The organism is Verrucomicrobiia bacterium (assembly GCA_035629175.1).
Classification (GTDB): domain Bacteria; phylum Verrucomicrobiota; class Verrucomicrobiia; order Limisphaerales; family DASXHY01; genus DASXHY01.
This window is the reverse complement of record DASPIL010000026.1, coordinates 1-24,255: the sequence shown is the minus strand read 5'-3', so window position 1 is coordinate 24,255 and position 24,255 is coordinate 1. Positions and strand designations below refer to the sequence as shown.

Below are 24,255 nucleotides of genomic sequence, written 5' to 3'. Positions count from 1 at the left end.
GGCTGATCTCCCTGGCCACAGCCCGAGCCGAAGCGAGCCAACTCCGGACAGGAACCACTAAACGGAAAGCCGGATGCGGGAAATCCGCCCGTCCGGTTTGGAGGGAGGGGCGAGGTTAATCCCTCGCTCCTACCCCTATCACTGCCTGGGAAAAATCTGGCCATAGGCCGCGAGGGCGATCAGTTCCGGCGAAAATGCAGCCAAATGTAGCGGGTGGCGTCAGGCATCCCTGCCTGACGTAGAGGCGCGCATCCTTGCCGCCGGAAGAAGCCGTGAACTGGGAGAGCCGCGGAGGGTGTGCTAACGCACTCGGATTTGCACGAGGTTTCTTCCCCCGGGCTGGAAGCGCCGGCTCGACGGCAGTCAGGGATGCCTGCCGCTACGTGTTGGCAGCGGTGATCGCCGAATCCAGGAGCCCTGCGGCAGTGGGCAGCGATCCGCGGAGTTCTTCGATGCGGGAGTTCAACCGCTCAATCGTCTGCTCCGCGTTTGCGTTGATGAGCTTTTGATACCATCCGACGAACGCACGGCTCGTCGCCAGTTCTTCAGCAGCGTCACGCGTCGGGGGAACGGGCTGTGATTCCACTGCGGAACAAAGGATCAGCGCCGCGAGCGCTTCTGGCGGGCGGTTGCAGTTGCAGGCTTTTTCCCAAAGAGGATGGGCGTCGCTTGTTTGCTGGTTCAACAGAAGCGCTTCGGCGCGATGGCCAATAACGGATGATTCCGCAGGCAAAGCGCGCATGGCTTCGCTCGTCCAGTCGCATGCGAATTCCAGGAATTCAGGATGTCCGAGCGCGATCTCCGCGCCGAACTTCCAGGCTGCGATGTTCTGCGGATTCTTGGTGACTATCTCATGCAGCTTGTGCAAGGCGTCGACAGGCCGTTGCTGTTTTGCAAGGAATCGCGCGTAATCCAGCTGAATCAGCTCCGTCTTGCCTTGTTCGGCCAATGCCATTTGGAACGCCTTCTCTGCGTGCGTTGCATCGCCCAGTTCACTGAGGCAGCGCGCGAGCATGTGCGCGGGGGCGGCGGTGCGGATGTCGACGTTGATCGGCGAAAGCGCGGGTTGATTGCGTTTCTCAATGCATTTACGAAGGTGCGTGGCAGCGTCCTGATATTGCTTGAGTTCGTAATGCGCAAGTGCGCTTGCGTAATGCAGAGTCGCAGTGAGCCCGCCTGCGCCTGCACCAGCCAGTCGCGAATCGAGCATGGAAGTCACATCCGCGAAACGTTTCGCCTTGCACAGATGCGATGCGAACTGGGTGAGCAGGACCTCGCGCAACTCGGGCACGATGTCCGATTGCTGCTGCGCTGACATCAGGTCAAATGCCTGTTGATACTTTTCAATGCCTTCGTCGAGCTTGTCGGAACGCATGAGTTCCAGGCCGAGGTTCATGACGAGGTTGATGTCGTTGGGCATTTCCTCCACCGCCAGTTGCAACAGGCGCAGGTTGCGCTCGATCTTGTTGCGATCGCGGATCATTTCCTTGGTGTAGCCGTGATGCAGGAGTTCGGCGGTTCCGAGTTCCGTCTTCATGCCCCATTGCTTGCACATGGGGATCAAGCTCGGGAACACCTGCTCGTGAATGCGTCCGTAAAACCAGGTTCCCGGAACATTGCGGAAGAGTCGCGGAACAAAGCTGCGTCCGTCGTCCTTGCCGATGTTCGTGAGCGGCATGCGGTATGCGATGACATCCTTCTTCGCGAGATCCCGCAGGAGTTTTGCGTGCTGATCTGCAGGAAGCTCCTCGTCGGCGTCGAGCATGAGGATCCAATCCCCGCGCGCATGTTCGAGCGCCGCATTGCGCGCGGCGCTGAAATCATCGCACCAGGTGAAGTGATGCACCTCAGCGCCCAGCGACTTCGCAAGTTCAACCGTTCGATCAGTCGAACCGGTGTCCACGACAACGATCTGGTGGGCGATCGGCGTGATCGACTTGAGGCATTGCTCGATGAACTTTTCCTCGTTCCTGGTCACGACGCATACGGTGAGGCGATCTGCGATTTGCGATTTGCGATTGGATAGTTCCTCTGGCAGCACAAGCCAGCTGGGTTTGGAGTTTCCTTTGAGCGGCTTGGTGAGGAACTGCTTCGCGGCTTTGTAGCCTGGCACGAGCTCCCGCGCGTGTTGCGCCAGCTTGCGCGCTGTCGTGCCATCACCAACCGCCAGCGCGATTTCGGCGAGCAGCAGGAGAGCTTCAGGATTGCAGGGACGCTTGGCAATCGCAGCGAGTGCGAGGTTCCAGGCGTTCTCGAGCATGGCGGCAGCAAAGGCTTCTTTGGCAGCGCTGAGGCTGCCGATGCTCGCGGAGGGCGGCAGAGACGACGCTTTGGCAGCAACTTCTGTTGCCATTGTGACGGGCAGCGGTTGCAGCGCGAGCAGGCGCTCGGCAGCGACCTTTGCCGCATTGGTCCAGGTCCAATTGCGGCGAACATGCTCGTTTGCGGCACGGCCCCTGGCGCGCGCGGCGTCAGGATTGTGTGCCACCCAGCGCATGCGTTCCGCAACGACTTTCACGTCGGGTTCAAGCAGCCAGGCGGTTGAAACCGTTTTCAAGCCGCTGACATCGTTGCCAATTTCCAACCGCTTGGCGGGGATGCGATACGCCACATCATCGGTTGCGAAGTCGTCCGTTGATCCGCCTGCGGTCACGATGACGGGCAGTGCGCACGCCATGGCCTCGAGCACGGGCAATCCAAAACCTTCTCCACGATACGGATGAACAAGGCAATCGCACGCGGTGTAGAGGCCCGGCAACTCTTCAGGCGCCATTTCGCAGTCGAGATACAGCATCTCGGGCGCGTTGGGGCGTTGTTGCACGGCGCGGATCTTGTCGGCGAATGTCTGTCCCTTGTAAACGCTCTGGCCGCCGAAATCCTTGATTACGAGGCAAACGTCGTCAGCGGCGGAGAAGCTCGCGAGATACGCGTTCATCAGCACGTCAATGCCCTTGCGGCCGATGGTTCCGCCGACGAACAGGAACTTGAATTTCTTTTGGGTCGCGAGCGGCCGGGGTGCAGCGTTCGGATGAAAGCGTTCGCCATCCACACCGAGCGGAACCACTTTCACCTTCGCAGCGTCCACGCCGGAATCGATGTAGCACTGCCGCACGTAATTCGTGTAGGCCCAGAACTCGTCGACCTTCCTGGATTGCTCCACCCAATCCTTGGGCAGCGAGCCGAATTCCCATGGCTGAATCACCACGAACTTGCCGTGCTTCGGACGGTTCCACGTCGGCGGCCACGCATGGCGGACGGTTATCGCCGCGTCGGCCGAGAGTTTTAAGGAGACATCCTTCGCCAGATTGCGACGGTTGATCGGCAGCGATGTGGGATCCATCTGGTCGCTTTGAACGCGGGCCAACTGCACACCTGCTTGGGCCGCGAGTTGTTTTGTGAATTCACGATTCACATGGGAGAGACTGCCGTGATCGAAGAACGTGCCGACCCAATCGACTTGGATGCCGGCGGCGTTCCTCGATTTTGCTGAGTCATTCTGCGGTGCGGATGACGCAAGTTTCTGGGTGACTTGAGTGACGACTTCGGAATCGTTCAATGTCGCCGCCACCTCTTTGACCGCAGCGAGGCGGTCCGTATAATTGCCCGCCATGCGAACGGCTTCGCGAATCCATCGACGTGCTTCGTCACGCTTTTTGAGTTTTATTTGCTCGGAGACGCCAGTGATTAAGTGATCGAAACGAAAGATGCGCCGATCAACTCGCGAATAGCGATCGTCGTCGTGCAGCACAGTGCAGAACGTATTGAAGGCAATGGAAAAGCCAGCGGCCTTAAGGCGCGCGGTGAAGTCGACGTCCTCGGCCTGGTAGAAGCCGCGGGAATCATCCCACTTCACGCGATCCAAAACACTGGTCTTGAGCACGCACATGCCGCCCGTGATGTAAACGCCGGGATCAGAATCCCAGTAGTCGAGCAGCACGGAACCTTTGAAGGTTCCCGTGGAAGCCCAATCCCAGAAGCGCGTTCCGTCCGCGTTGCAAATGCGCACCGCCATGACGTCGTAGCCTTCGCCGAATCGCTGCAGACCCAGGCCGAAGGTTTCGTCGAAGATGATATCGTCGTCGCTAACGACGAGGTGATTGAACTGCGCGCGGCGTCCCAGTTCATTGCGCATCTTTCCAAGACGGCCTGCGCGGGCGGCATCAAGAAGATCCACCTTGTGAACGCCATCGGGAACGTTGGAGATGTCGCCGCCGACGAGGATTTCATAATTGGGCAACCCGAGTTTGCGAATGCTTTCGATCTGGCGGACAAGTTTTTCCCGGCGTTCGCCGCCCGTGATAATGCAGAAGGAATATCCTTCGGCCCGCTGGCGAGAGGCCGACGCGTTGACGTTCTGCAGGGACGCCCGGACCTTCGCGAATTGCATTCGCAAAGCAGGCTGACTGAGTTCGTCTGCGTTCAGGCTGATCAGTGCGAAGAAGAGCGGGGTTGATCCGCTGCGATTTGCTTTGAGAAAAGCAGCCGAGTCTTCTGCTTCGCTCGCCCGCTGGATGAATGCAAGGGTTGCTTCGACCGCAGCCGCTGGAATGGCTTCGGGAAAAAACGCGGAAAGCTTGCACGCGAGGCGCGCGCTGTCGCTCAAGGAAGTTTCGGGAGCGGATTCGCGGGCAGACTCGGATTCGAGGGTCGATTGGCAAAACGAGGCGTCGCACTGCCGGCGAACGAGGCAGCGGAATCCGGTGCGCGCGTCGTTCGGATTGCCCCAGCGGTCGAGGCTTACAGCCGTCAGCAGCAGGGATTCAGGTGTTTCTGGATACTCTTCGTTCAGCTGTTCGCATGCCTCAATGGCTTTCAACGGATTCCCTGCGGCCCATGCACGACGTCCGTTTTCGAGAATTGTCGCGAGCTTGTCGTTTCCGCGACTCGGGCTGGCAGGCAATCCTGCCGTCGTTTGGAGCAGTGGCAGAAGGCGCGTGTTGAGTCCAAGATCGGCGGCTTTAACACTGCGCTGCGCGCATTGCGCCGCACTTCGCATGTCTCCGTAGTTCGTGAGAATCCATGCTGCCATCAACCACGCACGGGCGTCGCCGCGCGCTGAAACTGCGTTCACGCTGTAGCAAAATGGAAACAATGTCCTCAGGTCGTGCCGCTCAAGCATGGCCTTGACTGCCTTGGCCTCATACGAAGTGTCGGGCCGGGCGCTCAGCTTGGACAGCGATTGCTCGTGCCGCCGATAAATCCCGACTTCCATGTTAACACTTTTGAACACGTGACCGGGTGCAAGACGCGTCCAGAATTCGTAATCATGTGCCCGCGGGAAATCTGGATTGTAGCCTCCCACCATTGCATAGCAGGACTTGCGCACCAGCGTGCAGACATTCGGGATGCGATTCTCAACGATCAGATCGCTGACCAGCGCGTCACGCCAGCCGTGGTAATCACGATAAATCCACAGATCCGATACGTTCAGGTTTGCATCTGCGACTTGAAGATTGCCGTACACAACGTCCGCGTCGGGATTGGCGGTCAACGTTTCTGCATAGGTGGCAAGTGTGTGCGGAAGAATGACGTCGTCGGAATCCAGCCAGACGAGGAGTTCCCCGCGTGCTTCGGCAATGCATCGATTGCGCGTGTGCGGCCCGCCACTGTGTTCCTTTTGAATGAAGCGGACACGCGGATCTGTAATCCGGGACATCACTTCAACGGTGTTGTCTGTCGAGCCGTCGTCGACAACCACCACTTCGAAGTTTCCATACTTCTGCCGCAATGCGCTTTGAATGGTCTGCTCGATGTAAGCTGCGCGGTTGTAGGTGGGGACGCAGATGGTTATCAGCGGCTGATTTGCTTGGCCGGCGGATTTCGGTTGTGCAGGTGCGAATGGCTGCGCAATGCGACGGCGCAGCAAGCGGTTGCCTTCAGCTTTTGCTTCGGGGGACAGCGCGAAAGCCACGAGCCGATTGTGAAACTGGTAGAGGTCGGCGTGCTTGAACACCGAGTACTCGCGCATGAGCACGTGGCGCGATTGCTTGGTTTCGAGCTTGTTATCCGTGACTGCGTAATCGTGATAGATGATCGTGAACGGCCAATACATGACGCACAGATCGCCATGCTGCTTCGCCATGCGATAGGACAGTTCCACGCCTTCTCCACCGAAGAGGAGCGGGTCCTGGCCGCCGAGCGCGCGCCAGGTGTCGATGCGGAAGGCGCTGTTGCCTTCCGTGTCAATGTCTGCGGGAAATGCAAGGTCACCCATGTTGTAGTGGCGGGCGCGGCTGTTGTGCGGGTGATCGGACTTGGGCAGCACCTTGCCGCGGAATGCCTGCACATCGAAGGTTTCAAACGCTTCAACTACAGAGGCGAGGTAACCTTTGGCAGCAATGGCGTCATCATCCACAAACGACGCAATGGGCGAGCGTGCGAAGTGAACACCGATGTTTCGGCCCTCTGCAAGGATGACATTAAATCCGACGCGGAGGTGAAGAATGGGCCGCCGGGCGAGTTCGTCAGCAATGGCTTCGTTGCCGCCGTTGTCCACGACAATGATTTCGTGGGGCGGATTCTCAGAGGCCGCGAGGGAGTCGAGGCATTGAATCAATCCCTGGTTGATTTTGTACGCAACGATGATGACTGAGACTTTCGGATTCTGCTCGGTGCGGTTGTCGGTTCGAGGCAGCTCGTCGTAATTGATCTGTGCGTGGTAATCACGGACAGCTGCTTGTGCGTCGAAAAACCGCCTCTCTTTGAGCAGCTCAAATCCCTGGTGCAAGGCCTGGAAGGCCGTTTGATTCGCGGCCTGGCCGCGAGCTGAACTATGTGGCGTGCCTTCAGCGGTTCGCTCCGTTGTTGCGCCATTGCGAAGAACTGCCAGCGGTTTTTTTTGAGCGAAGCCCCATCCACCAACCACATGGAAGGACTGGTAGTCAGGGTGAGTTTTCACCAACAGCTCGAAGACCTTCTTCACTTGCGGCGTGGTCTTCTCGTCCTCTGGCATCTTTCGGACGAATTCGCTGTTCGCGTAGCCAGGGGACGACGCGTAGGTCCAGTTGTAGTCGTCGAATATGATCCAGCCGCCAGGCTTGACCAGCAGGTTGACGAGGAAGAATGCAAAACCGTCCACGAACCAGTTGTGCGCTCCATCGATGTAACAGAGATCAAAAACCGGCCGAGGGTTCTCCTCGAGAAATTTCATGAGCCTCCAGGTGTAGGACGTGGGCTCGTAATGGACCGTCACTCTTTCCCGTTCACCGATCCGTTCCAGCAATTCTTCGATATTCGGTTGTCGCTGGCGCGCGCTTGCGACATCGATTGTGACGATGGAGCCTCCGCCATTTCGGGCGAGCGCGGCGGCCATATAGCATGTGGATACCCCGTGCGCGAATCCGAGCTCCAAAACCTTCTCAACACGATGCTCCGTCATAAACGAAGTCATGCGATTTGCCTGCTCCAGGTTCATGTGCGGAGTCCGGGCAAGCAGTCGCTTGACATCATGGTTCTCCAAATGACCGGAAGGTCGTGCTTCTTTCGTCTCAGGCCCGGACGGAATGCGTTGCTGGACCTGGGACTCAACCGCAGGGGAAGCCGCGGGTGCGCCATCTGTCTTGAGGGCTTCGCCATCGAGCGTCAGGCTGAGCAGGAGACGGCTTGCCACTGGGTGGCCGGGTTTGACAGTGAGCGCGCGGGTGAGTGTCCGACGGGCGTCGTCTACCCGCTGTTGCTGAGCCTGCAAACCGGCGAGGCCCACCAGCAGGTCCACGTCGTCGGGCGCAATCTGCGCCGCCTGTTCAAGCAGGACGATCGCTTCGGGAATGTTGCCGGCCTTAATGAGCCTTTGGCCCGTGGTCAAGAGCTTCTCGAGCTCCGATGCGCGAGATTCAAGTGCATCCAGTGCGACAAGATTTTCGCGAGCAATCGGGTTATCGGGACACAATGAGAGGACCTGATGAAACAATTTGCGACTGGTCACGGGATCGCCCAGTTCGAACTGGCACCTCGCCGAAAGGAGCAGCATTTCAACGTCATCGGGTGTTTGCGACAGCAGTCCGATCAAGGCGTCACGCGTGTCGATCCACTTCCCCTGTTGGGCCGTGACACTCGCCAGCAATCGAAGAGCTGCGATTCCTGTCGGTTCAAGGGCAAGAGCTTGGCGAGCTGCAGCCTCGGCCTGTTCCAAACCTGGCACTGTAGGAGAGGCGGGCGAGGGTTCTACAGAGAGGAACGAACTCCCGCGGATAACGTTCTTCTTCCCTCGATTCGAGGACTTTCCCTGGCGCGCTTCGTCGAGCAGTTCCTGCCATTCCTCATTCAAGTCGGTTATCTGTGTCCGAAGGCGGTTGTTTTCCTCGCACGCGCGCTTCAACTCTTCGCGCAGTTGCTCAGGCTCGGCATAGGATTTCGCATTCGCACGGACGGCTTGTGGAGGTTCAGGCAGAACGGTCAGGTGTTGTGTGGCAACAAAGACATCTTGGTTCTCATTCTGCGCGGCCTGCGGTTGGGCATCGAATCCCGCCGAGCGAATCTCATTCATCCAATCAGCCTGCGATTGCAACACATGGGATCTTGCCTGGGCTGAAACCGTGATGAATGCGGAAGAACACGTCCGTGCAGCTTCCCGCAAGGCAAGTTTCCGATCATTGCTCGTCAGGGATTCGAGCGAGTGCAGCGCGATAAATAGGTCGAAATGGCCGGACAACAATGCAAGCGCAAGGGGCGAGCCGTGCATTTTATTGTGGCATTTGAGTTGTTCGAATGCTGCACGGTGAGGTGTGACGGCCGTAACCTCATGTCCGAGTTCCTCCAACCGAGACACCATCGTGGTATCGCCGGCTCCATAAACAAGAATCTGCCGGGCAGGAGGCTGGGAAGATAACCAACGGATCAACGACCGGACACCTGCGTCGTAGCGCTCCGCGTCATCGGCCCGACGAAAAACTGGAATCATTTCGCTCGGAGTGGTTTCGCCGTAGAGCAAAACTCCGGGGCGCGAGAGGATGACGTCCATTTCGCTTAAACTGTGGGACGTATAGATTCCCTTCTCGGGTTCCCAATAGTGCGGCGTCTTGAAACCGTCGAACGCGAACAGGTCCACCGATAGCTTCTGGTCCACGCAGAGTTGCACGAGCGCAAGTCCGGTTGAAGGCCGTTTGAGCTCGGGAATGTTTGAATGAACGTCGTGCCGGGCGGTGAGCAGCGGGAGATTGTTAGCCGCATTATAAACCGGAAGATTTCCAGATTCGTTCGCTTCCAAGGTGAATGGCGAGAACTCAGGATGCAGGTTTCGATTCTCCACATCTTTCCATCCCGTCGTGCAACGGTGAGTTGTCTTTGCGCCCACAAGTTTCTGGAATCCTTCGGTTCGATAATTGTTCATCCGAATCACCGCGTCATACTGGTCGATCAGCGCGCCAAGCTCCCAGCGGGGCGTCGCGTTGCCGATGATGGCGATGCGTCCGCGCAGAGCGGATACGAGATCTTCGGAGTAAAGGATGGCAGGGTTCATAACGTGGTGTTTGCCCGGTTCGGTTGAAACTGTTGTGAGAAGCGGTCGAGTGTCGTGAGCGGGCATTGGCTGAGGAGAAACTCTCTGAACTCGTGGTACAGACCAGGATTGCTGACGGCCAGCCGAACGGCTTCGCGAAGCTGGCGTTCGGAGCTGCAGATCGGAATGCGGTTGTTGAACATCGCGAGGGTGCCTTCGATTTTCCAAGTGTTGGATCCAAGCGCCACGAACGGAATACCCGCAAGGCCGGCAACGTAAACGCCATGATGCCGCGCCGTGATCACCAGTTTGGCGGTCGAGAGATTCGCCACGGCGTGGCTCCAATCGTGAAAACGATCCTTGTGGTAGAACGGATAGAGCACTGCGGATTCGCCGAGCTCCGACCGCAGCGAACGAATCCATTCACCTACATCTGCATCGCGGCTTGAGTGATGGTCTGTAATGACAACCTTGCCTGAGAAATCGCGATCGGGAGTTGCTGCAAATCGAGCATGCAGAATCGAGTCCATTACGAGGCGATGCGGAATCTTGAGTTCCGTCAGATAGTCGGCGGTACGCTGATCGCGGACAGTCAAATCGTCGAGGCGCTGCAGGACGTCGAACCCTGTATCCAAACCCTGGAGGACGGAGTTGACCAGAAAGGTGGGAATTTTGAGTTCCTGCGCGGCTGCGAGGATCATCAGCAAGTGTCGGCCGCCATCGTGGTGAATGGTTCCTTCGCCATTGATCACAACGGCATCGACTTCTCCAAGTTGTTCGGCAAGCGGGCTGTTGAGAATGGCGGCGACCGATGCCTGGGGCGATCCCAGCCAAAGTTCGCGAAATTGGTTCACGAAAAAGCGATGGATTATGGCTGTGTTCGCCGACGCGAACATTCGATTGTGCGCGTCAGAGACTGCAAGACATCCGATATGCTGAGCGCTGGCGGTATCGTTGAACAGAGCAATACGCGTGAGACGCGTCCGGATGGCCGGAGGTGTAGGCGCGTTGCATCGCGGCGCGGCGCAGGCGATGAATGGCGCCGAATTCACGATCGAGGAGGGGTGGTGATGGAAGCCACAACCTGCAGATTCTCGATTGCGGTTGCATTCGACGGGGCGAGTTGAAGTACGCGCTTGAAGCAGGAATATGCAGCGCGCAGGTCTTCCGCGCGATAACAGCAGACACCCAGGCGCAGGAAGAGCTCGACGTCTTCGAGGTTGGAACCGAGTCCGAATTCCAGGAGGAGGCGGGCGTCGGTGAGGCGGTTTTGCGCCATCAGGAAACCCGAGTAAAGCTTGATGACTTCGCTGCTTTTCGGATCCGCCGTCAGGGCTTCCTTGAAATGCCATTCCGCCTCGGCGTTCTCGCCCAATTGCTGATGGGTAGCGGCCAGATGAAGGAACACTTTCGCATTCGTGGGGTCCAGTTCGCGCGCTTGTGTGAATGAGAGGAGAGCCTGGCGATGGCTGCCAAGTGCAAATTGCAGGCTGCCGAGCGCGATCCAGACTTCCACGTCGTGCGGATCGATTTCGAGCGCGTGTTTCAGAAAGTCGCGGGCGAGGGCAAGTTCCTTCTGCTCGTACCATTCATCGGCGCGTTCCAAGCACCAGGCCTTGATCTCGGCGGCGGGGTCGAAACTGCGGCGGCTGAAGATCAGCGGTGCGGATGGAGTGGGGGAAGGGGATGCTGCTTTCATTCTTCTGTTCGACTGTTTGCGTTGATTCCGTTCATCGCCTTGCGATTCGTGATTGGGTGTTTCCGGAGAACCCTCTCCCCGGCCCTCTCCCATCCGATGGGCGAGGGAGTTTTCAACAACCACCCGCTTCAAACTGCGTTTAAAAAGACCGGGCGGGCCTGTGATATGACCCGCCCGAGGAAGGAGCCAGCGGTCTCGCCACTCGTTTGGGCGACCGACGAAATTCGCTGGACACTTGTTTACTGCTGCAGCAACCGCAGGACGCTCTGGGGCAGGCTGTTCGCCTGAGCCAGCATGGCCGTGCCGGATTGCACCAAAATATTCTGCTTCGCAAATTCCGTGGATTCCTCGGCGACATCCACGTCCTGAATCCGCGAATTGGCGGCGGTCAGGTTTTCCTTGCTGACCGTCAATTGATCGTTCGTGTAGTTCAACCGCGACTGATACGCACCGATGCCGGCGCGTTTCTGTGAAAGTTCGGTGATCGCTTCCTTCACGCTCTCAAGCGCCAGGCGGGCTCCCGCGCGGGTGCTCACGTCGGAGTTCAACACATCCGCATACACGGCGGTGGCGAGGCTGATGCCATTCATCGTCAGCGTGTTGCCCTCGGAATCGAGTGTCACATCCAGGCTGGCGCCGGAGAACAGGCTGACGCCGTTGAAATCCTTGCCGGCCGTTGTGTTGACGAACTCGGTGAGTTGCGTGAATTCGCTTTGATAAAGAGCGCGATCTTCATCCGACTTGGTGACGTCCTGCGCCTGGAGCGAGAGTTCGCTCATGCGGGTCAGGGCGTCGGCTATCTTCTTGAGATAACCGTCCTGCGTCTGGGTGAAGGAAATGGCGTTGCCCACGTTGGCGCGTGCGGCATCGAGGCGGCGGATCTGCGCGGTGAGGCGGGATCCGACAGCCATGCCGGCTGCGTCGTCAGCAGGATTCACAATCTTGCTGCCCGAACTCAGGCGCGACAGGGACTTGCTCAGGCGCGATTGGCTGGCCTCGAGATTATGTGCGGAGACCTGCGATGTGATGTTGGTGCTGATGATCATATGCGATTATTCGTTGTAGCGGTTTCGTTCGGCGTCGGTGCCGCCGCAGCCTTGCGGATCGGCAGGCGGGGCAGGGTGGTCTTGGGCGATGTGACCGCCTGCTGGTTGCTGCGCTGGATTTCCTGGTAAACCTCCTGGCGATGCACGGGGACATCTGAAGGAGCCTCAATACCGATTTTCACCACGTCACCCTCGACGCGCACCACTTTGATGTGGATGCGGCCATCGATGACGATGCTTTCGCCGGATTTTCGGGAGAGAATGAGCATGGTGGCAGGCGGGTTGAGATCACATCGGCAGCGGATGCTGCACGGAATATTCGGCTGCGTTAGCCAGGACCACCTGTTTGCTGAGGCCTGTGTTGCGATTGACGACGATTGGCCCCTTGAGGTTCACGGTCGCGCGATTCGCGCCGTGGAGCGTGACGATGTTCAGCAGTGCAGCTTCCTCGGGGTTGTTAAGTCCCAGCAGATTGGCGTCAACCTGCGGGATATCGGGCCGATAATCTGGAGCGACAATGAAGGGATCGATGACGACGAACGCCAGCGCGGCGTTGTCCTTGACCTGAAGCCAGCGGAAGGGTTCTTCGTCCGGGTTGGCGACGAGCAAATAATCCTTCATCTGCTCGAAACCCAGGATACCCGTCGGCATCCGCAACTCGCGGGTGACCGTTTGGGTCGCGACTGGTTCTGGTTCTATCGTGTTCATGCACTTCATTCCAAGGGTCGTTTAGCAGCGGCTATGCCAGCTGGGCAAAGGCTGCCCCGGCCAGCTGCTTTCCGAGGGAGACCCGGCACGAATGGCACCGGAACGGCAGGAGTAATGGCGGGAGCCCGGCAAAAAAGGTCCGCGGTAGGGAAAATTTGCCGTGCCGGTTGTGCCGCATTTTTGCCCCCGGAAGGCAGGAATTGTTTTAATGGCAACGGTTTCCGTCGATAGCACAGGAGTTCAAAACTGACGGATACTATGATCAAGATCAGCCGCCGTATTCTCGTAGTGGATGACAATCCAGCGATTCACCAGGATTTCCGAAAGATCCTGGGGAGCAAGGATTCCAACGCGGATGAGTTGCAATCCACTGAAGCAGCGCTGTTTGGCGAGGTCACCCTGCCGGGCAAGAGCGCGGATTTTGAACTGGATTTTGCTTTTCAGGGGGAGGAGGCCCTCGCGATGGTTCGCCGCGCGATGCTGGAGAATCGGCCTTACGCAATGGCGTTCATGGACGTGCGCATGCCGCCCGGGTGGGATGGGATTGAAACGACCGCGAAACTTTGGGAAGTGGACCGTCACCTGCAGGTCGCGTTTTGCACCGCATATTCCGATTACTCCTGGGAAGCAATGTCCGGGAAGCTCGGCAACCTCGACAGCTTTGTGATCCTGAAGAAGCCGTTCGAAGTCGTGGAAGTGCTGCAGCTGGCCAACGCGTTTACCGCGAAATGGAGCCTTGCGCATGAGACCCATCAACATCTGACGCGGCTGCAGGAAAGCGAACGCCGCTATCAGTTGCTCACCAACACGTTTCCCAGCCCGATCTGGACTGCAGGACCGGGTGGCGAGATCGACTATGTGAACCAGCAGACTTTGATTTGTTTTGGCGTGACGGCCGATGAACTTCTCGGAACGGGTTGGGAAAAGTTCCTGCATCCGGAAGATCACGCTGAAGTGGCGAGCGCCTGGGCGCAGTCCGTTGCTTCGGGCCAGACCTATCAAACGGAATGCCGTCTTCGCCGTGCAGACGGAACGTACCGCTGGCACGTGTGCCGGGCGCATGCATGCCGCAGCGACTCGGGGGAACTGCTTCAATGGGTCGGCACGCTGACGGACATCGAAGACCGCAAAACGGCCGAGCAGGCTTTGCAAGCCTATCAGATCGATCCCGCGAAACCGGCGCAGGGTTGACTGGCGGGGTGTGCCCGTCTCGGGCGCAGCACGTGCGAAAACAGAAGGTGCTGTATAGTTCCGAACTCGGCAGGAACTGGAGAATTGTTGAAACGGAACGACCACTGATTTGGTCGGAGGCGCGGAGAAAAAGGAAAACCACCCATCACACGAAATCCCACCCGGGAAAGGCATGCACGCCGGCAGGCCGCGCTTCCGAAACGGCTCACGAAACGCGACGAAAGTAAAAGATATTGAACAGGAGGATGCAGAGGTAGCAGAGACCAGCATGCCGCGTTCTCCTGGTTTTGAACCGGTGTTCGTCAGCACAAGAACAGCGTCCGGATGCGCCCCGAAAAATCGCGGGGCGTTTTTGTCTTTTGTGCAGTGCGCGGTTCGGCTAAAAATTCGGCCAACCCTGGCACCCCATGCATACCCCTGTTGTACGTTCGGCTGCGGCCTTCCTTGCACGAACCTTTTTAATCCGGCTGACGGCGCTCATGTTCTTGCCGTGCGTCATTGGTTTGCGAGGAGCCACGACTTATCCGCCCGGGCCGCAAGCCGGCAAGGATGGCACGACCGTGTGGTTGGTGGATTACGCGCACGCGCCGTTTTCCAGCCGGACCGTTGGCGGTAATTATCCGCCACCGATCAACTTTAACGACCAGCTCAGCCGGATCAACTTCATGCGTGCGGAGCCCACGAACGCGCCTGGGTTCGGCAGTCGATTCTTCGTCGCGGACCTGAACCGCACGTTGTACATCGTGCCCCACGCTGACCCGCTTTCGACAAACACGTGGATTCGCTACATCAATTTCGAGCAAGTCTTCCCGCGCTTTGACAACGACCCCGGATTTGCCGGCGGGCTCGCAACGTTTGCGTTTGATCCTGAATACGCGACGAACGGCATTTTCTACACGGTGCATATGGAGACCACGGCATCGACGCGCGCGCCGACGAACGGGACGCTGCCGGGCCTGAACCTGGCGGGCTACACCACGACTTCTCTCATCGCGCCGCCGACGGGCACCATTGGGCGCATTGCGGTGCTGATCGAGTGGCGCGACACCAATGTGGCGAACACGACGTTCGAAGGCTTCGCGCGCGAAGTGTTGCGGCTCGGTTTTTTTGGAACGATCCATCCGATGGGCGATCTCCTGTTCAATCCGATCGCCGGGCCGGAAGATCCTGATTACCGTAATCTTTATCTCGCTGTTGGTGATGGGCGGGCAGGGGAAGCCGTGGGCACAACGCATCCGCATCCGCAGCAACTGACCGCGTTGGTGGGAAAGATCCTGAGGATTACTCCCGACCTGAATCTTCGGCCTGAGGATCAACTGGGCAGCAATGCGCGGTTTCGAATTCCGACCACGGGGGCTGACCCAAACCCGTTCGCAACCGAATCGGAATCATTCACGAATATTGCTGGATTGCGCCGCGAGATTTTCGCGTATGGCTTTCGGAATCCCCATCGTTTCAGCTGGGACACGGTTTCCGGAAAGTTTCTGGTGAACGACATCGGTTTTAATTCCTGGGAGGAGGTGAACATTCTCCGCAAGGGCGCGAATTACGGATGGGCGGAACGCGAAGGAGCCGAGCAATTCTTCGTCACAAATGGTGTGACGGGCAGCAGGCGATTTCCTCCATTTCCATTTCCAGGAACAGACGAGCTGAGCGTGGGCGGTTTTGTGAATCCTGTCACGCCGGTGTATCCGGTCGCGGCGTACAGCCATCGCGACGGCGACGCGATCAGCAGCGGGTTTGTCTATCGCGGCATGCTGATGCCTGAACTGTATGGAAAATACATCTTCGGCGACATCACCACGGCGCGCATATTTTACTGCGACCTTGAGGACATGATTGCCGCCGACGACGGCGATCGCGCAACCATGGCTGAAATTCGTGAAATTCAGATTGCGTGGGACAGTCCTTACGACTCATTGGATCAAGGCGTGACGAACCGCAGGTTGTTTGACGTTGTGGCGGAGACGTATCGCGCGAAGGGTGGAACAAATCCAAACGCGCTGCCTGGTGGTGCGTTGGTCACGAGCGGCTGGGATCCGGACGGGGAGCCGTACGGCGGAGGGCGCGCTGATATCCGCCTGGCGGTTGGACATGACAACGAGCTTTATGTCATTGGCAAGAGCGATGCGACGATCCGCAAAATGGCCGCGGTGCTCGGGCCGCCCTCGATCATGTCAACGCGGGCGGGGGAGGCAGGTGAAATCACGATCGAGTGGCGTGCCTTTCCCCAACGAACGTACCGCGTGGAAACGACAACAAACCTTGCGTCTGGCGAGTGGGAAAAAATCGGCGACGACATCGTTGCAACTGCCGCGACCGCGGGCGCCTCACTCCCTGCTGACGGCGGTGCAGGTTTTTTTCGGATTCGGTTGCTCTAAATTGCAGCGCGCAAGGTCTGCGCGAGTTCGGCGGCGGTGAGTTGGATGGGGTTCGCTTTCATGCTGCTCGCTTTTGATGCGTTCTCGCAGACGGTGTCCACGTGCGAATCATCGATGCCATAGCTGCGCAACGGTGGCACGTGCAGATCTGAGACGAGCCGGGCGACCCATTTCACTCCTGCATCCGCAGACGCTGTGCAATCCCCCGTGAGAAGGCGCGCTACCGTCTCGAAGCGTTCGAGACTTTGATGCTGTGCTGCGCGTTCACGGAGCGCCCGCAGATTGGCGGACATGACGTGTGGCAACAGCGCGGCGCAGACGGCTCCGTGTGGAGCGGGAAATCTGCCGCCAATCGGTGCGGCAAAACCGTGAACTGCTCCAAGTCCCGCATTCGCGAGGGCCAGGCCGCCGAAGAGGCTGGCCAGCGCGAGGTCTTCACGCGCGGCGGCGTCGCGGCCATTCTCCACGGCCTTTCGCAACGACCTCGCGATCCGCGGGATTCCTTCCAGACACAAGGCGTCGGTCATCGGGTTCGCGCGTGCGGACACGTAAGGCTCGATCGATTGTGTCAACGCATCCAATCCCGTGCTCGCGGTGAGTCGCGGAGGCAGATCGTGAGTGAGGTCAGGATCGACCAATGCCACGCGTGGAAGCATCAGCGGACTGCGCAGGCTGACTTTCACGCAATGCTCCGGCGAGGCCAGCACTGCATTGCGTGTCACCTCCGTCCCGGTGCCCGCCGTGGTCGGGACTGCGATGCACGGCAATCCTGCATTGCGGAGCGGTTGTCCGCGTCCGATGACTTCGAGGTAATCAAGGAGGTCTCCAGCGTTCGTCAGCATGATGGCTATTGCCTTGCCAGCGTCGATTGCGCTGCCGCCGCCAACGCAAATGACGAGGCTGCACTGATTCTCGCGAGCGACAGCAACTCCGTCCTGGACAGTTATGATACCCGGCTCCCCAGCCACTGAAAACAGCACTGACTCAACGCCGCCGGTTTTCAACAAGTCGGCGATCGGATCCACGCGGCTTGGATTAGCGCCCGTGACGAGCAGCGCCCGCTTTCCGAAATCCCGCGCGAGCGCTGCCAGTTCGCGAATAGTACCCGGGCCGAAACGAATGTTCGCGGCCGTTGAGAATTCAAAACGCATTACGATTACCAGTTTGAATCTCCGGGAAAAATATTCTCGAACTTCACGCTGGTTCGGGGCTCGGCCATCATTGGCGCGACGGTATCGCGCCAGGCCGCGTAATGCGCCGTCTCCTTGTGGGCCAGCGCTGCCGCGGGAGAGCGATAGACTTCCACCAGCACGAAGCGCGTGGGTTCGCTGGTTTGTTGCACTACATCGAACCGTGCAATCCCAGGTTCACGAATGCTTTCGCGAGCGTTTGTGATTGAAGCGGCTTTGAAGGCATCGATGTGTTCTGGTTTCACGTGGACATGGACGTGGACGACGAGCATAGGCTTTGAATCTCCCTCTTTGGGTTTCCCATCTCAAGAAATCAGTTCCGCGTAGCGCGAGTTTAACAAGCTGATGTATCGCCGAGCTTCCAGGCCGGGTGCCCGTATATCGGGCAAGGGGTCGGGCAAGAGGGTCGGAAACCTTGCCGCGCTCCGCAATGATGCCACGGCGGACCAGCGACACAGCAGACGTGGGTCTACGCGACGGCAAAGGTTGCGCGAACGTATTTTCCTCGGGAAACCTATTGACTTCAGGGGCTCGTTTGGTAGTTTCTGCCCTCCTTTTGATGGGACTTAGATGAAAACGCATTTGCCGAAAGTCAATTTGGATCAGCGCAAGTGGCATGTGATCGATGCCGATGGCGTGGTCTTGGGCCGCCTTGCGGTCAAGGTCGCCGACACCCTGCGCGGAAAGAACAAGGCCGTCTATACGCCGCATCTCGATGCTGGCGACTTCGTTGTTGTTGTGAACGCCGAGAAGGTGCGCGTCACGGGCAAGAAGGAGACGGACAAGAGCTACATGAGCTATTCGGGCTGGAAAGGTGGCGAAAAGTATCGGACGGTCGGTGAGATGCGGGAGCGTCATCCGGAGATGCTCATCCATCGGGCAGTGCGGGGGATGATTCCCAAGAATCGCCTCGGCCGCCAGTTGCTCACCAAGCTCAAAGTCTTCAAGGGGCCGCAGCACAACCATTCGGCGCAGCAACCCGCGTCGATGACGTTAGCCAAGTAAGCTTTCTGTTATGGCAGACACCAAGACTCAGGAATTTCTCGGCACAGGCCGTCGCAAGACTTCAATCGCGCGCGTTCGCCTGGCATCTGGCAGTGGCAAGATCACGGTCAATGGCCGCGCATTCGAAACCTATTTTCCCGTCGACACCCAGCGCGGCACGGTGACGCAACCGCTCGCGGTCACAGGGACCGTCGACAAGTATGACGTTCGCGTGAATGTCACAGGCGGCGGGCCTCAGGGCCAGGCCGGTGCGGTCCGTCATGGAATTGCCCGCGCGCTTCTGATTGCCGATCCAAACTTTCGCGCGCCGCTCAAGGCTGAAGGTTTGCTCACGCGCGATCCGCGCATGAAGGAACGCAAAAAATACGGGCAGCCTGGCGCCCGCAAGCGCTTCCAATTCAGCAAGCGTTAAACCGGCTCTCTTTCACAACCCCGCTGGCTTCGGCCGGCGGGGTTTTTTGTTCCCGGCGCAGATTGTGCGGGTCCGTTGCGGCGCAGATGAACCTGAGTCGTTTACGTTGGAAGTTTCCGGGAGGTTTCGGCGTCGCAGACTGAGCCCTCGGGAGCAGTTTGTGGGGCCTGCGACACAGCGGCTTTTGGAACCTGCGCTACATTGCATTGAAATGGAGCGGCGCAAACCGTATTGAAGTAGCAGTAATGAACAAGAAAGTTGCCATCGTTGGAGCCTCGGGATATTCGGGGGAGGAGCTGGTGCGGTTGCTTCTCAGCCATCCGCACGCTGAACTCGCCGCGGTTACGTCGCGTCAGTACGCGGGACAAACCCTTGCCCAGATCTTTCCGCGATTTGCCCATCATCAAAAGGCGAAGGCACTGCGCTTCAGCGAGCCGAACGCCGAGTTGCTGGCGCGCCAGGCGGAGATCGTTTTTCTTGCGCTGCCCCACGGTGTTGCGGCCGAGTACGCGGTGCCGCTGCTTCAGGGCGGTTGCACGGTCATTGACTTGAGCGCGGATTTTCGTTTGAGGAGTGCCGCGGTTTACAAGGATTTCTATGTTCACGATCATCCCGCTCCCGAGCTGCTGGACAAGGCCGTGTACGGATTGCCGGAGTTTTATCGCGAGCAAATCCGGAAAGCGTCGCTGATCGCATCGCCGGGATGTTATCCCACCAGCGTTTTGCTTCCCCTGATTCCGTTGCTGCAAAGCGGCTTGATCAAGCCGACGGGAATCATTGCCGATTCGTTGAGCGGCGTCAGCGGCGCGGGGCGGAAGGCCGAACTGGATTACCTGTTTTGCGAGTGCAATGAGAGCGTGCGGCCGTACGGCATTCCGAAACACAGGCACCTTTCCGAAATCGAACAGGAACTGTCGCTGGCGGCTGGCACCGAGGTCACGATCCAGTTCACGCCGCACCTGATTCCTGTAAATCGCGGAATTCTCACCACCTTGTATGCGGCGCCGACGGAACATTTCAGCGGCGCTGCGGACGCGTCGAAGCTTGCCGAGCAGATCGCCGATTGTTACGCCAAGGCATACAGCAGCGAACCGTTTGTAAGGGTGCTTGACGGCAAAGCGTTCCCTGACACGAAGAATGTGGTGGGCACGAACGTGTGCGAGCTGGCGTGGCGTCTGGATCCGCGGACTGGCCGCCTGGTGATCATGAGCGCGGAGGATAACCTGGTGAAGGGCGCGAGCGGCCAGGCCGTCCAGAGCATGAATATTGTCTGCGGTTATCCCGAAACCGCGGGTTTGATCTGAATGAGTGTTCCGGGCCGCTGCGCGAAGAGCTGATGTCCAGCGAATTGAAGCCATCCGAAGTCGTCTGGAATCCAGGCGATTACGCTCAGCATTCGTCTTCGCAGCAATCGTGGGGGCGCAAGCTGATCTCCAGGCTGCACCTTGCCGGTGATGAGGCCGTGCTCGATATCGGATGCGGGGACGGCAAGGTGACTGCGGAACTGGCCGCCGTCGTTCCCCGCGGAGCTGTTGTGGGAATCGATGCCTCTGCGGAAATGATTGCGTTTTCGGAACGCGCGTTTCCGCGTGCCCAATTTCCGAACCTTTCGTTCCGGGTCATGGATGCGCGGATGATTGAACTGGGAGAGCAATTCGACGTGGTGTTCTCCAACGCGGCGCTGCATTGGGTTGACGACCATGCGCTGGTGTTCAAGGGAATTGCCGGGTGCCTGAAACCCGGAGGGCGCGTGATGATTTCCTGCGGCGGCAAGGGCAATGCGAACGCTGTGTTCCACGCGCTTCGCGGCGTCATGCGCCTCCCGCAATTCAGGCAATACTTCCGCCGCATGTCGCCGCCCTACTTCTTTTTCAGCGCCGATCAATATCGCGAGTGGCTGCCACAGCTGGGCTTCAGCATACGCGAGGTCACGCTGGCAGACACCGCGATGCTGTTCGAATCCTCCGAGAGATTTGCGGGTTGGTTGCGAACCACGTGGCTTCCCTACACGCAGCGGGTTCCTGAGCTGCAACGCGACGCGTTCGTCGCCGACGTGATCGAACGCTATGTGCGTGAGCATCCTGCGGACGCTCACGGCCGGATACAGGTTGCGATGGTGCGGCTGGAGCTGGACGCGATCAAAGTTTGATTTGAAATTCAGTTATGGCGCGCACACTCTCGCGCCCGATCAAAGATGAAGAATTCATTCAAAGCAGTTGAAGGTTCCATCGTTGCCCCCAACGGATTCAAGGCTGCAGGCGTGTTTTGCGACATCAAACGCCTGGGCACCGGCAAAGGATCGCAGAAGGGAAAGAAGCGTGATCTGGCGCTCATCGTTTCGGATGTGCCCGCAACCGTGGCCGGCATGTTCACCACGAATCAGGTTTGCGCCGCACCCGTGAAAGTATGCGTAGAGCGCGTGAAGCGCGGGGTGGCGCAAGCGATTGTAGTGAACTCCGGGAATGCCAACGCGTGCACGGGAAAACAGGGAATGGCAGATGCGAAGGAAATGGTGCATTTCGCGGAGACTGCCCTGGCGCTTGCGCCCGGCGCCGTGCTGGTGGGCTCGACCGGCCGGATCGGCGTCACCATGCCGATGGATAACATCCGACGCGGAATCACCGCTGCATCGGGTCAAATCGCCCATACCGTTGAACGTGCTGTGCAAGCTGCGGAAGCGATCATGACGAGCGATACCAGGCCGAAGCAGATCGCGATCGAATTCAAGCTTGGGCGCAAGACGGTTCGCATCGGCGGGATCTGCAAAGGCGCGGGAATGATTCAGCCTGGCATGAGTGCGACGGGCCGGCGTCCGGCCGCGCTGCCGAATGGCGGGCTCCATGCCACGATGCTGTGTTTTATTACAACCGATGCAGCGATCGATGCAGCCCCGCTGCAAATCGCTCTCCGCGAAGCAGTCGCCAAGAGTTTCAACCGCATCACAGTGGATGGCGACATGAGCACGAATGACACGGTGCTCGTGCTGGCCAATGGTCTTGCAGGGAATGCAAAAACCGAGGTGCGATCCCCCAATTCAAAAGGGTTCGCCGTTTTCCAGGCTGCCTTGAGCCACGTCTGTTTGGAATTGGCGAAGATGATCGTACGAGACGGGGAGGGCGTGCACCGCGTTGTGACCGTCCGGGTGGACGGCGCACGCAACGCGAAGGAAGCCGATGCTGCGGCGCGCGCGGTCGCGAACAGCGCCTTGGTGAAAACCAGCTGGCACGGTGGCGATCCCAATTGGGGCAGGATCATTGACGCAATCGGCTACAGCGCGGCCACTGTTGTCGAGGAGAAGGTGGATATCGGTTATAGCGCACCCGGAAGCCGCAAGATCGTTTGGAGCCTGAAGCGAGGGCAACCGACGAAAGCAACATTCAAGGACCTGTGCGCGCTTGTGGCTCCGCGGGAGTTTGAGCTGCACATCAGGCTTAACCTGGGCTCGGCCGGCGCAGTGATGTACGCGGCGGACCTGACGGAGGAGTACGTCGATTTCAACAAGGGCGACGTCACGGATCCGACAACGCTCGGCGGATGATCCTGTGGGATCGATCAATCCAGCCGGCCGGCAGCCCAGAGCAGGCCGCGTGTCACGACGCCAAGAAACACGGGGTCCTTGAACGTGTCGTCAGTGTGTCCGTAGGTGGTTCCAAACACACGCGCCTTGCCGTATTGGTTTGTCCAGAAAACGGCGTGTTCCCTTCCATTGCGTTCACTTGCTGAGGTCGCAAGCACCTTCGTGTTCGGCCACACTTTTTCGATCACGTACAGCTCGTCCATCGGGGTTGTCCATTGCTGGGGAACATCCTTGAGAATGGGATGCCCGGGCTCGCTCCACTTCACGGGGTAGCGGCTTTGGTGATCGTGCCTGCGGCTGGTGACCCCGAGGAACTCGCGCCAGTCATCGATTGTTGCCGCGCGATAGGTGTGCATGGCGCAATGAATCACGACTGCGGCAACGCCATCCTTGTGCGCGCTGGTGATTCTGCGGATGTAGTTTGTATCGGCGGTGTCAGCGAAGCATTCGTTGTGAATGACAGCGTCAAATCCTTCGGCCCAGTTTGCGTTTTTGTAGAGGTCAATCTCCGCACGCGTTCCGTTCCCACCATCGTTGACAACAGTCCAACGAACGGCGGTGGTTCGGGCAATGGCATTGCTAAGGGCCTGTGCCTGGAACGTGTAATTGTGGCAACACCCGCCCGTGACGAGTAGAACACGCAGCGGCGCGAGCTCAACTCCCAAGACCGCGGTCACGGCAGACACGCTCACCAGGAGTGTCACGAGGAATGTGGCTATGCAATGCATGCGCGCTGAGGCTTGTTGATTGCTGGTTGTTGCCTGCGCCTTTTTCAAAGTCGATAGAACTGTTCCCATCCTTTGCGTGGCGGGGATCCAGCGAGCATTTCGTTGGCGGCTTTGTGATTCGTGATCTGCTTCTTTTCCCGATCGAACTCGAGCTTCGCGTTGAAACGCTGCGCGAGAACCCCGAGGTCGAGCACTTGGCTGAGGGGGCCTGCGACTGCGAACGACGAGCGGCACTTCTCCTGGCCCTTGGCCGCGCGCAGAAAATTCAGGAAATGATTGGATGAACTTTCGGGAACCTGCGGCAGACGCGCGGCGATATCCTTCGCCTTCGATTCGGGAATGATCTTCAATGTGCTTCCGTGGGAACCGCCCTTGAACATGAGGTCTTCGCCATAAATCAACTTGCCCGGCGGATACTTTTTCGTGTCGAGCTTGCCAGTGCTTGGAGGCGGTATGTTCGCGTCAACCACGGCTTCGCCGAATTCCGGCGGCAGGGGCGGCAGATTCTGCTGGCCATCGTACCAGGTGATTTCCACGGGCGGCATGCTGCCGCGTTTTGGGAATTTGAACGAGAGGGTGGATGCCTGCGGAAAGATGAATTCGCTGTGGCCTTCTGATTTCAAAGAACTGACTTCGACAGGCAGCCCGAGTTGCAGGAACTCGTGTGCGGTGTCGATGATGTGCGCGCCCCAATCGCCCAATGCGCCGTTGCCGAAGTTATACCAGGAACGCCATTCTCCGTTGATGTAACCCTTGTTGTAGGCGTAGTGCTTCGCCGTCGCCAGCCATGTTTCCCAATCGAGCGTTTCGGGAACGGGCTGTCCTGGCAGCGGCCCGTCCACCTTCATGCCATGCCAGCGTCGCGGATTGTTCATGAACGCG

17 protein-coding genes are annotated in these 24,255 nt (G+C 58.7%); 7 read left to right on the top strand and 10 right to left on the bottom strand.

Annotated elements, in window-relative coordinates; genetic code table 11:
• Nucleotides 1-379: 379 nt before the first annotated feature.
• From VEH04_04510 to fliW, 6 genes are all read right to left on the bottom strand, one after another.
• On the bottom strand, nt 380-9,457 hold the full coding sequence (locus tag VEH04_04510) for a glycosyltransferase family 29 protein (GenBank protein HYG22023.1): 9,078 nt from the start codon (nt 9,455-9,457) through the stop codon (nt 380-382).
• Nucleotides 9,454-10,290, bottom strand: a complete 837-nt coding sequence (locus VEH04_04505; GenBank protein HYG22022.1) for a polysaccharide pyruvyl transferase family protein — start codon at nt 10,288-10,290, stop codon at nt 9,454-9,456. Before VEH04_04505 ends, VEH04_04510 begins: the two co-directional genes overlap by 4 nt.
• A 194-nt stretch (nt 10,291-10,484) precedes the next feature.
• Nucleotides 10,485-11,135, bottom strand: coding sequence for a tetratricopeptide repeat protein (locus tag VEH04_04500; protein HYG22021.1), 651 nt, complete (start codon nt 11,133-11,135; stop codon nt 10,485-10,487).
• A gap of 239 nt (nt 11,136-11,374) precedes the next feature.
• Nucleotides 11,375-12,181 (bottom strand): flagellin, encoded by an 807-nt coding sequence (locus VEH04_04495; protein ID HYG22020.1) that lies wholly within the window; start codon nt 12,179-12,181, stop codon nt 11,375-11,377.
• Nucleotides 12,178-12,450, bottom strand: coding sequence for a carbon storage regulator CsrA (gene csrA / locus VEH04_04490; GenBank protein HYG22019.1), 273 nt, complete (start codon nt 12,448-12,450; stop codon nt 12,178-12,180). Before csrA ends, VEH04_04495 begins: the two co-directional genes overlap by 4 nt.
• 19 nt (nt 12,451-12,469) lie before the next feature.
• Nucleotides 12,470-12,889 (bottom strand): flagellar assembly protein FliW, encoded by a 420-nt coding sequence (fliW, locus tag VEH04_04485; protein HYG22018.1) that lies wholly within the window; start codon nt 12,887-12,889, stop codon nt 12,470-12,472.
• Nucleotides 12,890-13,147: 258 nt separating this feature from the next.
• Between fliW and VEH04_04480 the strand changes: the two genes are divergently transcribed.
• Together VEH04_04480 and VEH04_04475 are read left to right on the top strand one after the other, a co-directional pair.
• A complete protein-coding gene (locus VEH04_04480) occupies nt 13,148-14,080 on the top strand; it encodes a PAS domain S-box protein (GenBank protein ID HYG22017.1) in 933 nt (310 codons plus the stop codon).
• Nucleotides 14,081-14,487: 407 nt separating this feature from the next.
• The gene (locus tag VEH04_04475; GenBank protein HYG22016.1) at nt 14,488-16,461 is read left to right on the top strand and encodes a PQQ-dependent sugar dehydrogenase; all 1,974 of its coding nucleotides are present in this window, start codon (nt 14,488-14,490) and stop codon (nt 16,459-16,461) included.
• Here the strand turns inward: VEH04_04475 and VEH04_04470 are convergent.
• Together VEH04_04470 and VEH04_04465 are read right to left on the bottom strand one after the other, a co-directional pair.
• Nucleotides 16,458-17,612, bottom strand: coding sequence for an iron-containing alcohol dehydrogenase (locus VEH04_04470; GenBank protein HYG22015.1), 1,155 nt, complete (start codon nt 17,610-17,612; stop codon nt 16,458-16,460). The genes VEH04_04475 and VEH04_04470 overlap by 4 nt on opposite strands.
• A gap of 5 nt (nt 17,613-17,617) precedes the next feature.
• Nucleotides 17,618-17,923 (bottom strand): antibiotic biosynthesis monooxygenase, encoded by a 306-nt coding sequence (locus VEH04_04465; GenBank protein ID HYG22014.1) that lies wholly within the window; start codon nt 17,921-17,923, stop codon nt 17,618-17,620.
• A 298-nt stretch (nt 17,924-18,221) separates the two neighbouring features.
• Here VEH04_04465 and rplM point away from each other — a divergent pair, with 298 nt between their 5' ends.
• From rplM to argJ, 5 genes are all read left to right on the top strand, one after another.
• Nucleotides 18,222-18,656: a 50S ribosomal protein L13 gene (gene rplM, locus VEH04_04460; GenBank protein HYG22013.1), complete on the top strand. Its 435-nt coding sequence runs from the start codon at nt 18,222-18,224 to the stop codon at nt 18,654-18,656.
• A 10-nt stretch (nt 18,657-18,666) separates the two neighbouring features.
• Nucleotides 18,667-19,068: a 30S ribosomal protein S9 gene (gene rpsI, locus VEH04_04455; GenBank protein ID HYG22012.1), complete on the top strand. Its 402-nt coding sequence runs from the start codon at nt 18,667-18,669 to the stop codon at nt 19,066-19,068.
• A gap of 245 nt (nt 19,069-19,313) precedes the next feature.
• Nucleotides 19,314-20,372, top strand: coding sequence for an N-acetyl-gamma-glutamyl-phosphate reductase (gene argC / locus VEH04_04450; GenBank protein HYG22011.1), 1,059 nt, complete (start codon nt 19,314-19,316; stop codon nt 20,370-20,372).
• 32 nt (nt 20,373-20,404) lie between these two features.
• Entirely contained in the window at nt 20,405-21,217 is an 813-nt protein-coding gene (locus VEH04_04445; protein ID HYG22010.1) for a methyltransferase domain-containing protein, read from the top strand.
• Nucleotides 21,218-21,262: 45 nt separating this feature from the next.
• Nucleotides 21,263-22,606 carry a bifunctional glutamate N-acetyltransferase/amino-acid acetyltransferase ArgJ gene (gene argJ / locus VEH04_04440; GenBank protein ID HYG22009.1) on the top strand — a complete coding sequence of 448 codons (1,344 nt, stop codon included), beginning with the start codon at nt 21,263-21,265 and terminating at the stop codon, nt 22,604-22,606.
• 14 nt (nt 22,607-22,620) lie between these two features.
• On the opposite strand, the gene VEH04_04435 is transcribed toward argJ, so the two are convergent.
• Together VEH04_04435 and VEH04_04430 are read right to left on the bottom strand one after the other, a co-directional pair.
• Complete coding sequence (locus VEH04_04435) at nt 22,621-23,373, bottom strand: ThuA domain-containing protein (protein ID HYG22008.1); 753 nt, start codon at nt 23,371-23,373, stop codon at nt 22,621-22,623.
• A 44-nt stretch (nt 23,374-23,417) separates the two neighbouring features.
• A partial coding sequence (locus VEH04_04430) for a gfo/Idh/MocA family oxidoreductase (GenBank protein ID HYG22007.1) occupies nt 23,418-24,255 on the bottom strand: 838 nt, incomplete at its 5' end.

Bases quoted from the DNA above. Each gene is read 5' to 3' on its own strand.
- argC (HYG22011.1), top strand. From the start codon at position 19,314: ATGAACAAGAAAGTTGCCATCGTTGGAGCCTCGGGATATTCGGGGGAG.
- VEH04_04470 (HYG22015.1), bottom strand. From the start codon at position 17,612: ATGCGTTTTGAATTCTCAACGGCCGCGAACATTCGTTTCGGCCCGGGT.
- VEH04_04510 (HYG22023.1), bottom strand. From the start codon at position 9,457: ATGAACCCTGCCATCCTTTACTCCGAAGATCTCGTATCCGCTCTGCGC.
- VEH04_04465 (HYG22014.1), bottom strand. From the start codon at position 17,923: ATGCTCGTCGTCCACGTCCATGTCCACGTGAAACCAGAACACATCGAT.
- rplM (HYG22013.1), top strand. From the start codon at position 18,222: ATGAAAACGCATTTGCCGAAAGTCAATTTGGATCAGCGCAAGTGGCAT.
- rpsI (HYG22012.1), top strand. From the start codon at position 18,667: ATGGCAGACACCAAGACTCAGGAATTTCTCGGCACAGGCCGTCGCAAG.
- VEH04_04445 (HYG22010.1), top strand. From the start codon at position 20,405: ATGTCCAGCGAATTGAAGCCATCCGAAGTCGTCTGGAATCCAGGCGAT.
- argJ (HYG22009.1), top strand. From the start codon at position 21,263: ATGAAGAATTCATTCAAAGCAGTTGAAGGTTCCATCGTTGCCCCCAAC.
- VEH04_04500 (HYG22021.1), bottom strand. From the start codon at position 11,135: ATGAAAGCAGCATCCCCTTCCCCCACTCCATCCGCACCGCTGATCTTC.
- VEH04_04480 (HYG22017.1), top strand. From the start codon at position 13,148: ATGATCAAGATCAGCCGCCGTATTCTCGTAGTGGATGACAATCCAGCG.
- VEH04_04475 (HYG22016.1), top strand. From the start codon at position 14,488: ATGCATACCCCTGTTGTACGTTCGGCTGCGGCCTTCCTTGCACGAACC.
- csrA (HYG22019.1), bottom strand. From the start codon at position 12,450: ATGCTCATTCTCTCCCGAAAATCCGGCGAAAGCATCGTCATCGATGGC.
- VEH04_04495 (HYG22020.1), bottom strand. From the start codon at position 12,181: ATGATCATCAGCACCAACATCACATCGCAGGTCTCCGCACATAATCTC.
- VEH04_04435 (HYG22008.1), bottom strand. From the start codon at position 23,373: ATGCATTGCATAGCCACATTCCTCGTGACACTCCTGGTGAGCGTGTCT.
- fliW (HYG22018.1), bottom strand. From the start codon at position 12,889: ATGAACACGATAGAACCAGAACCAGTCGCGACCCAAACGGTCACCCGC.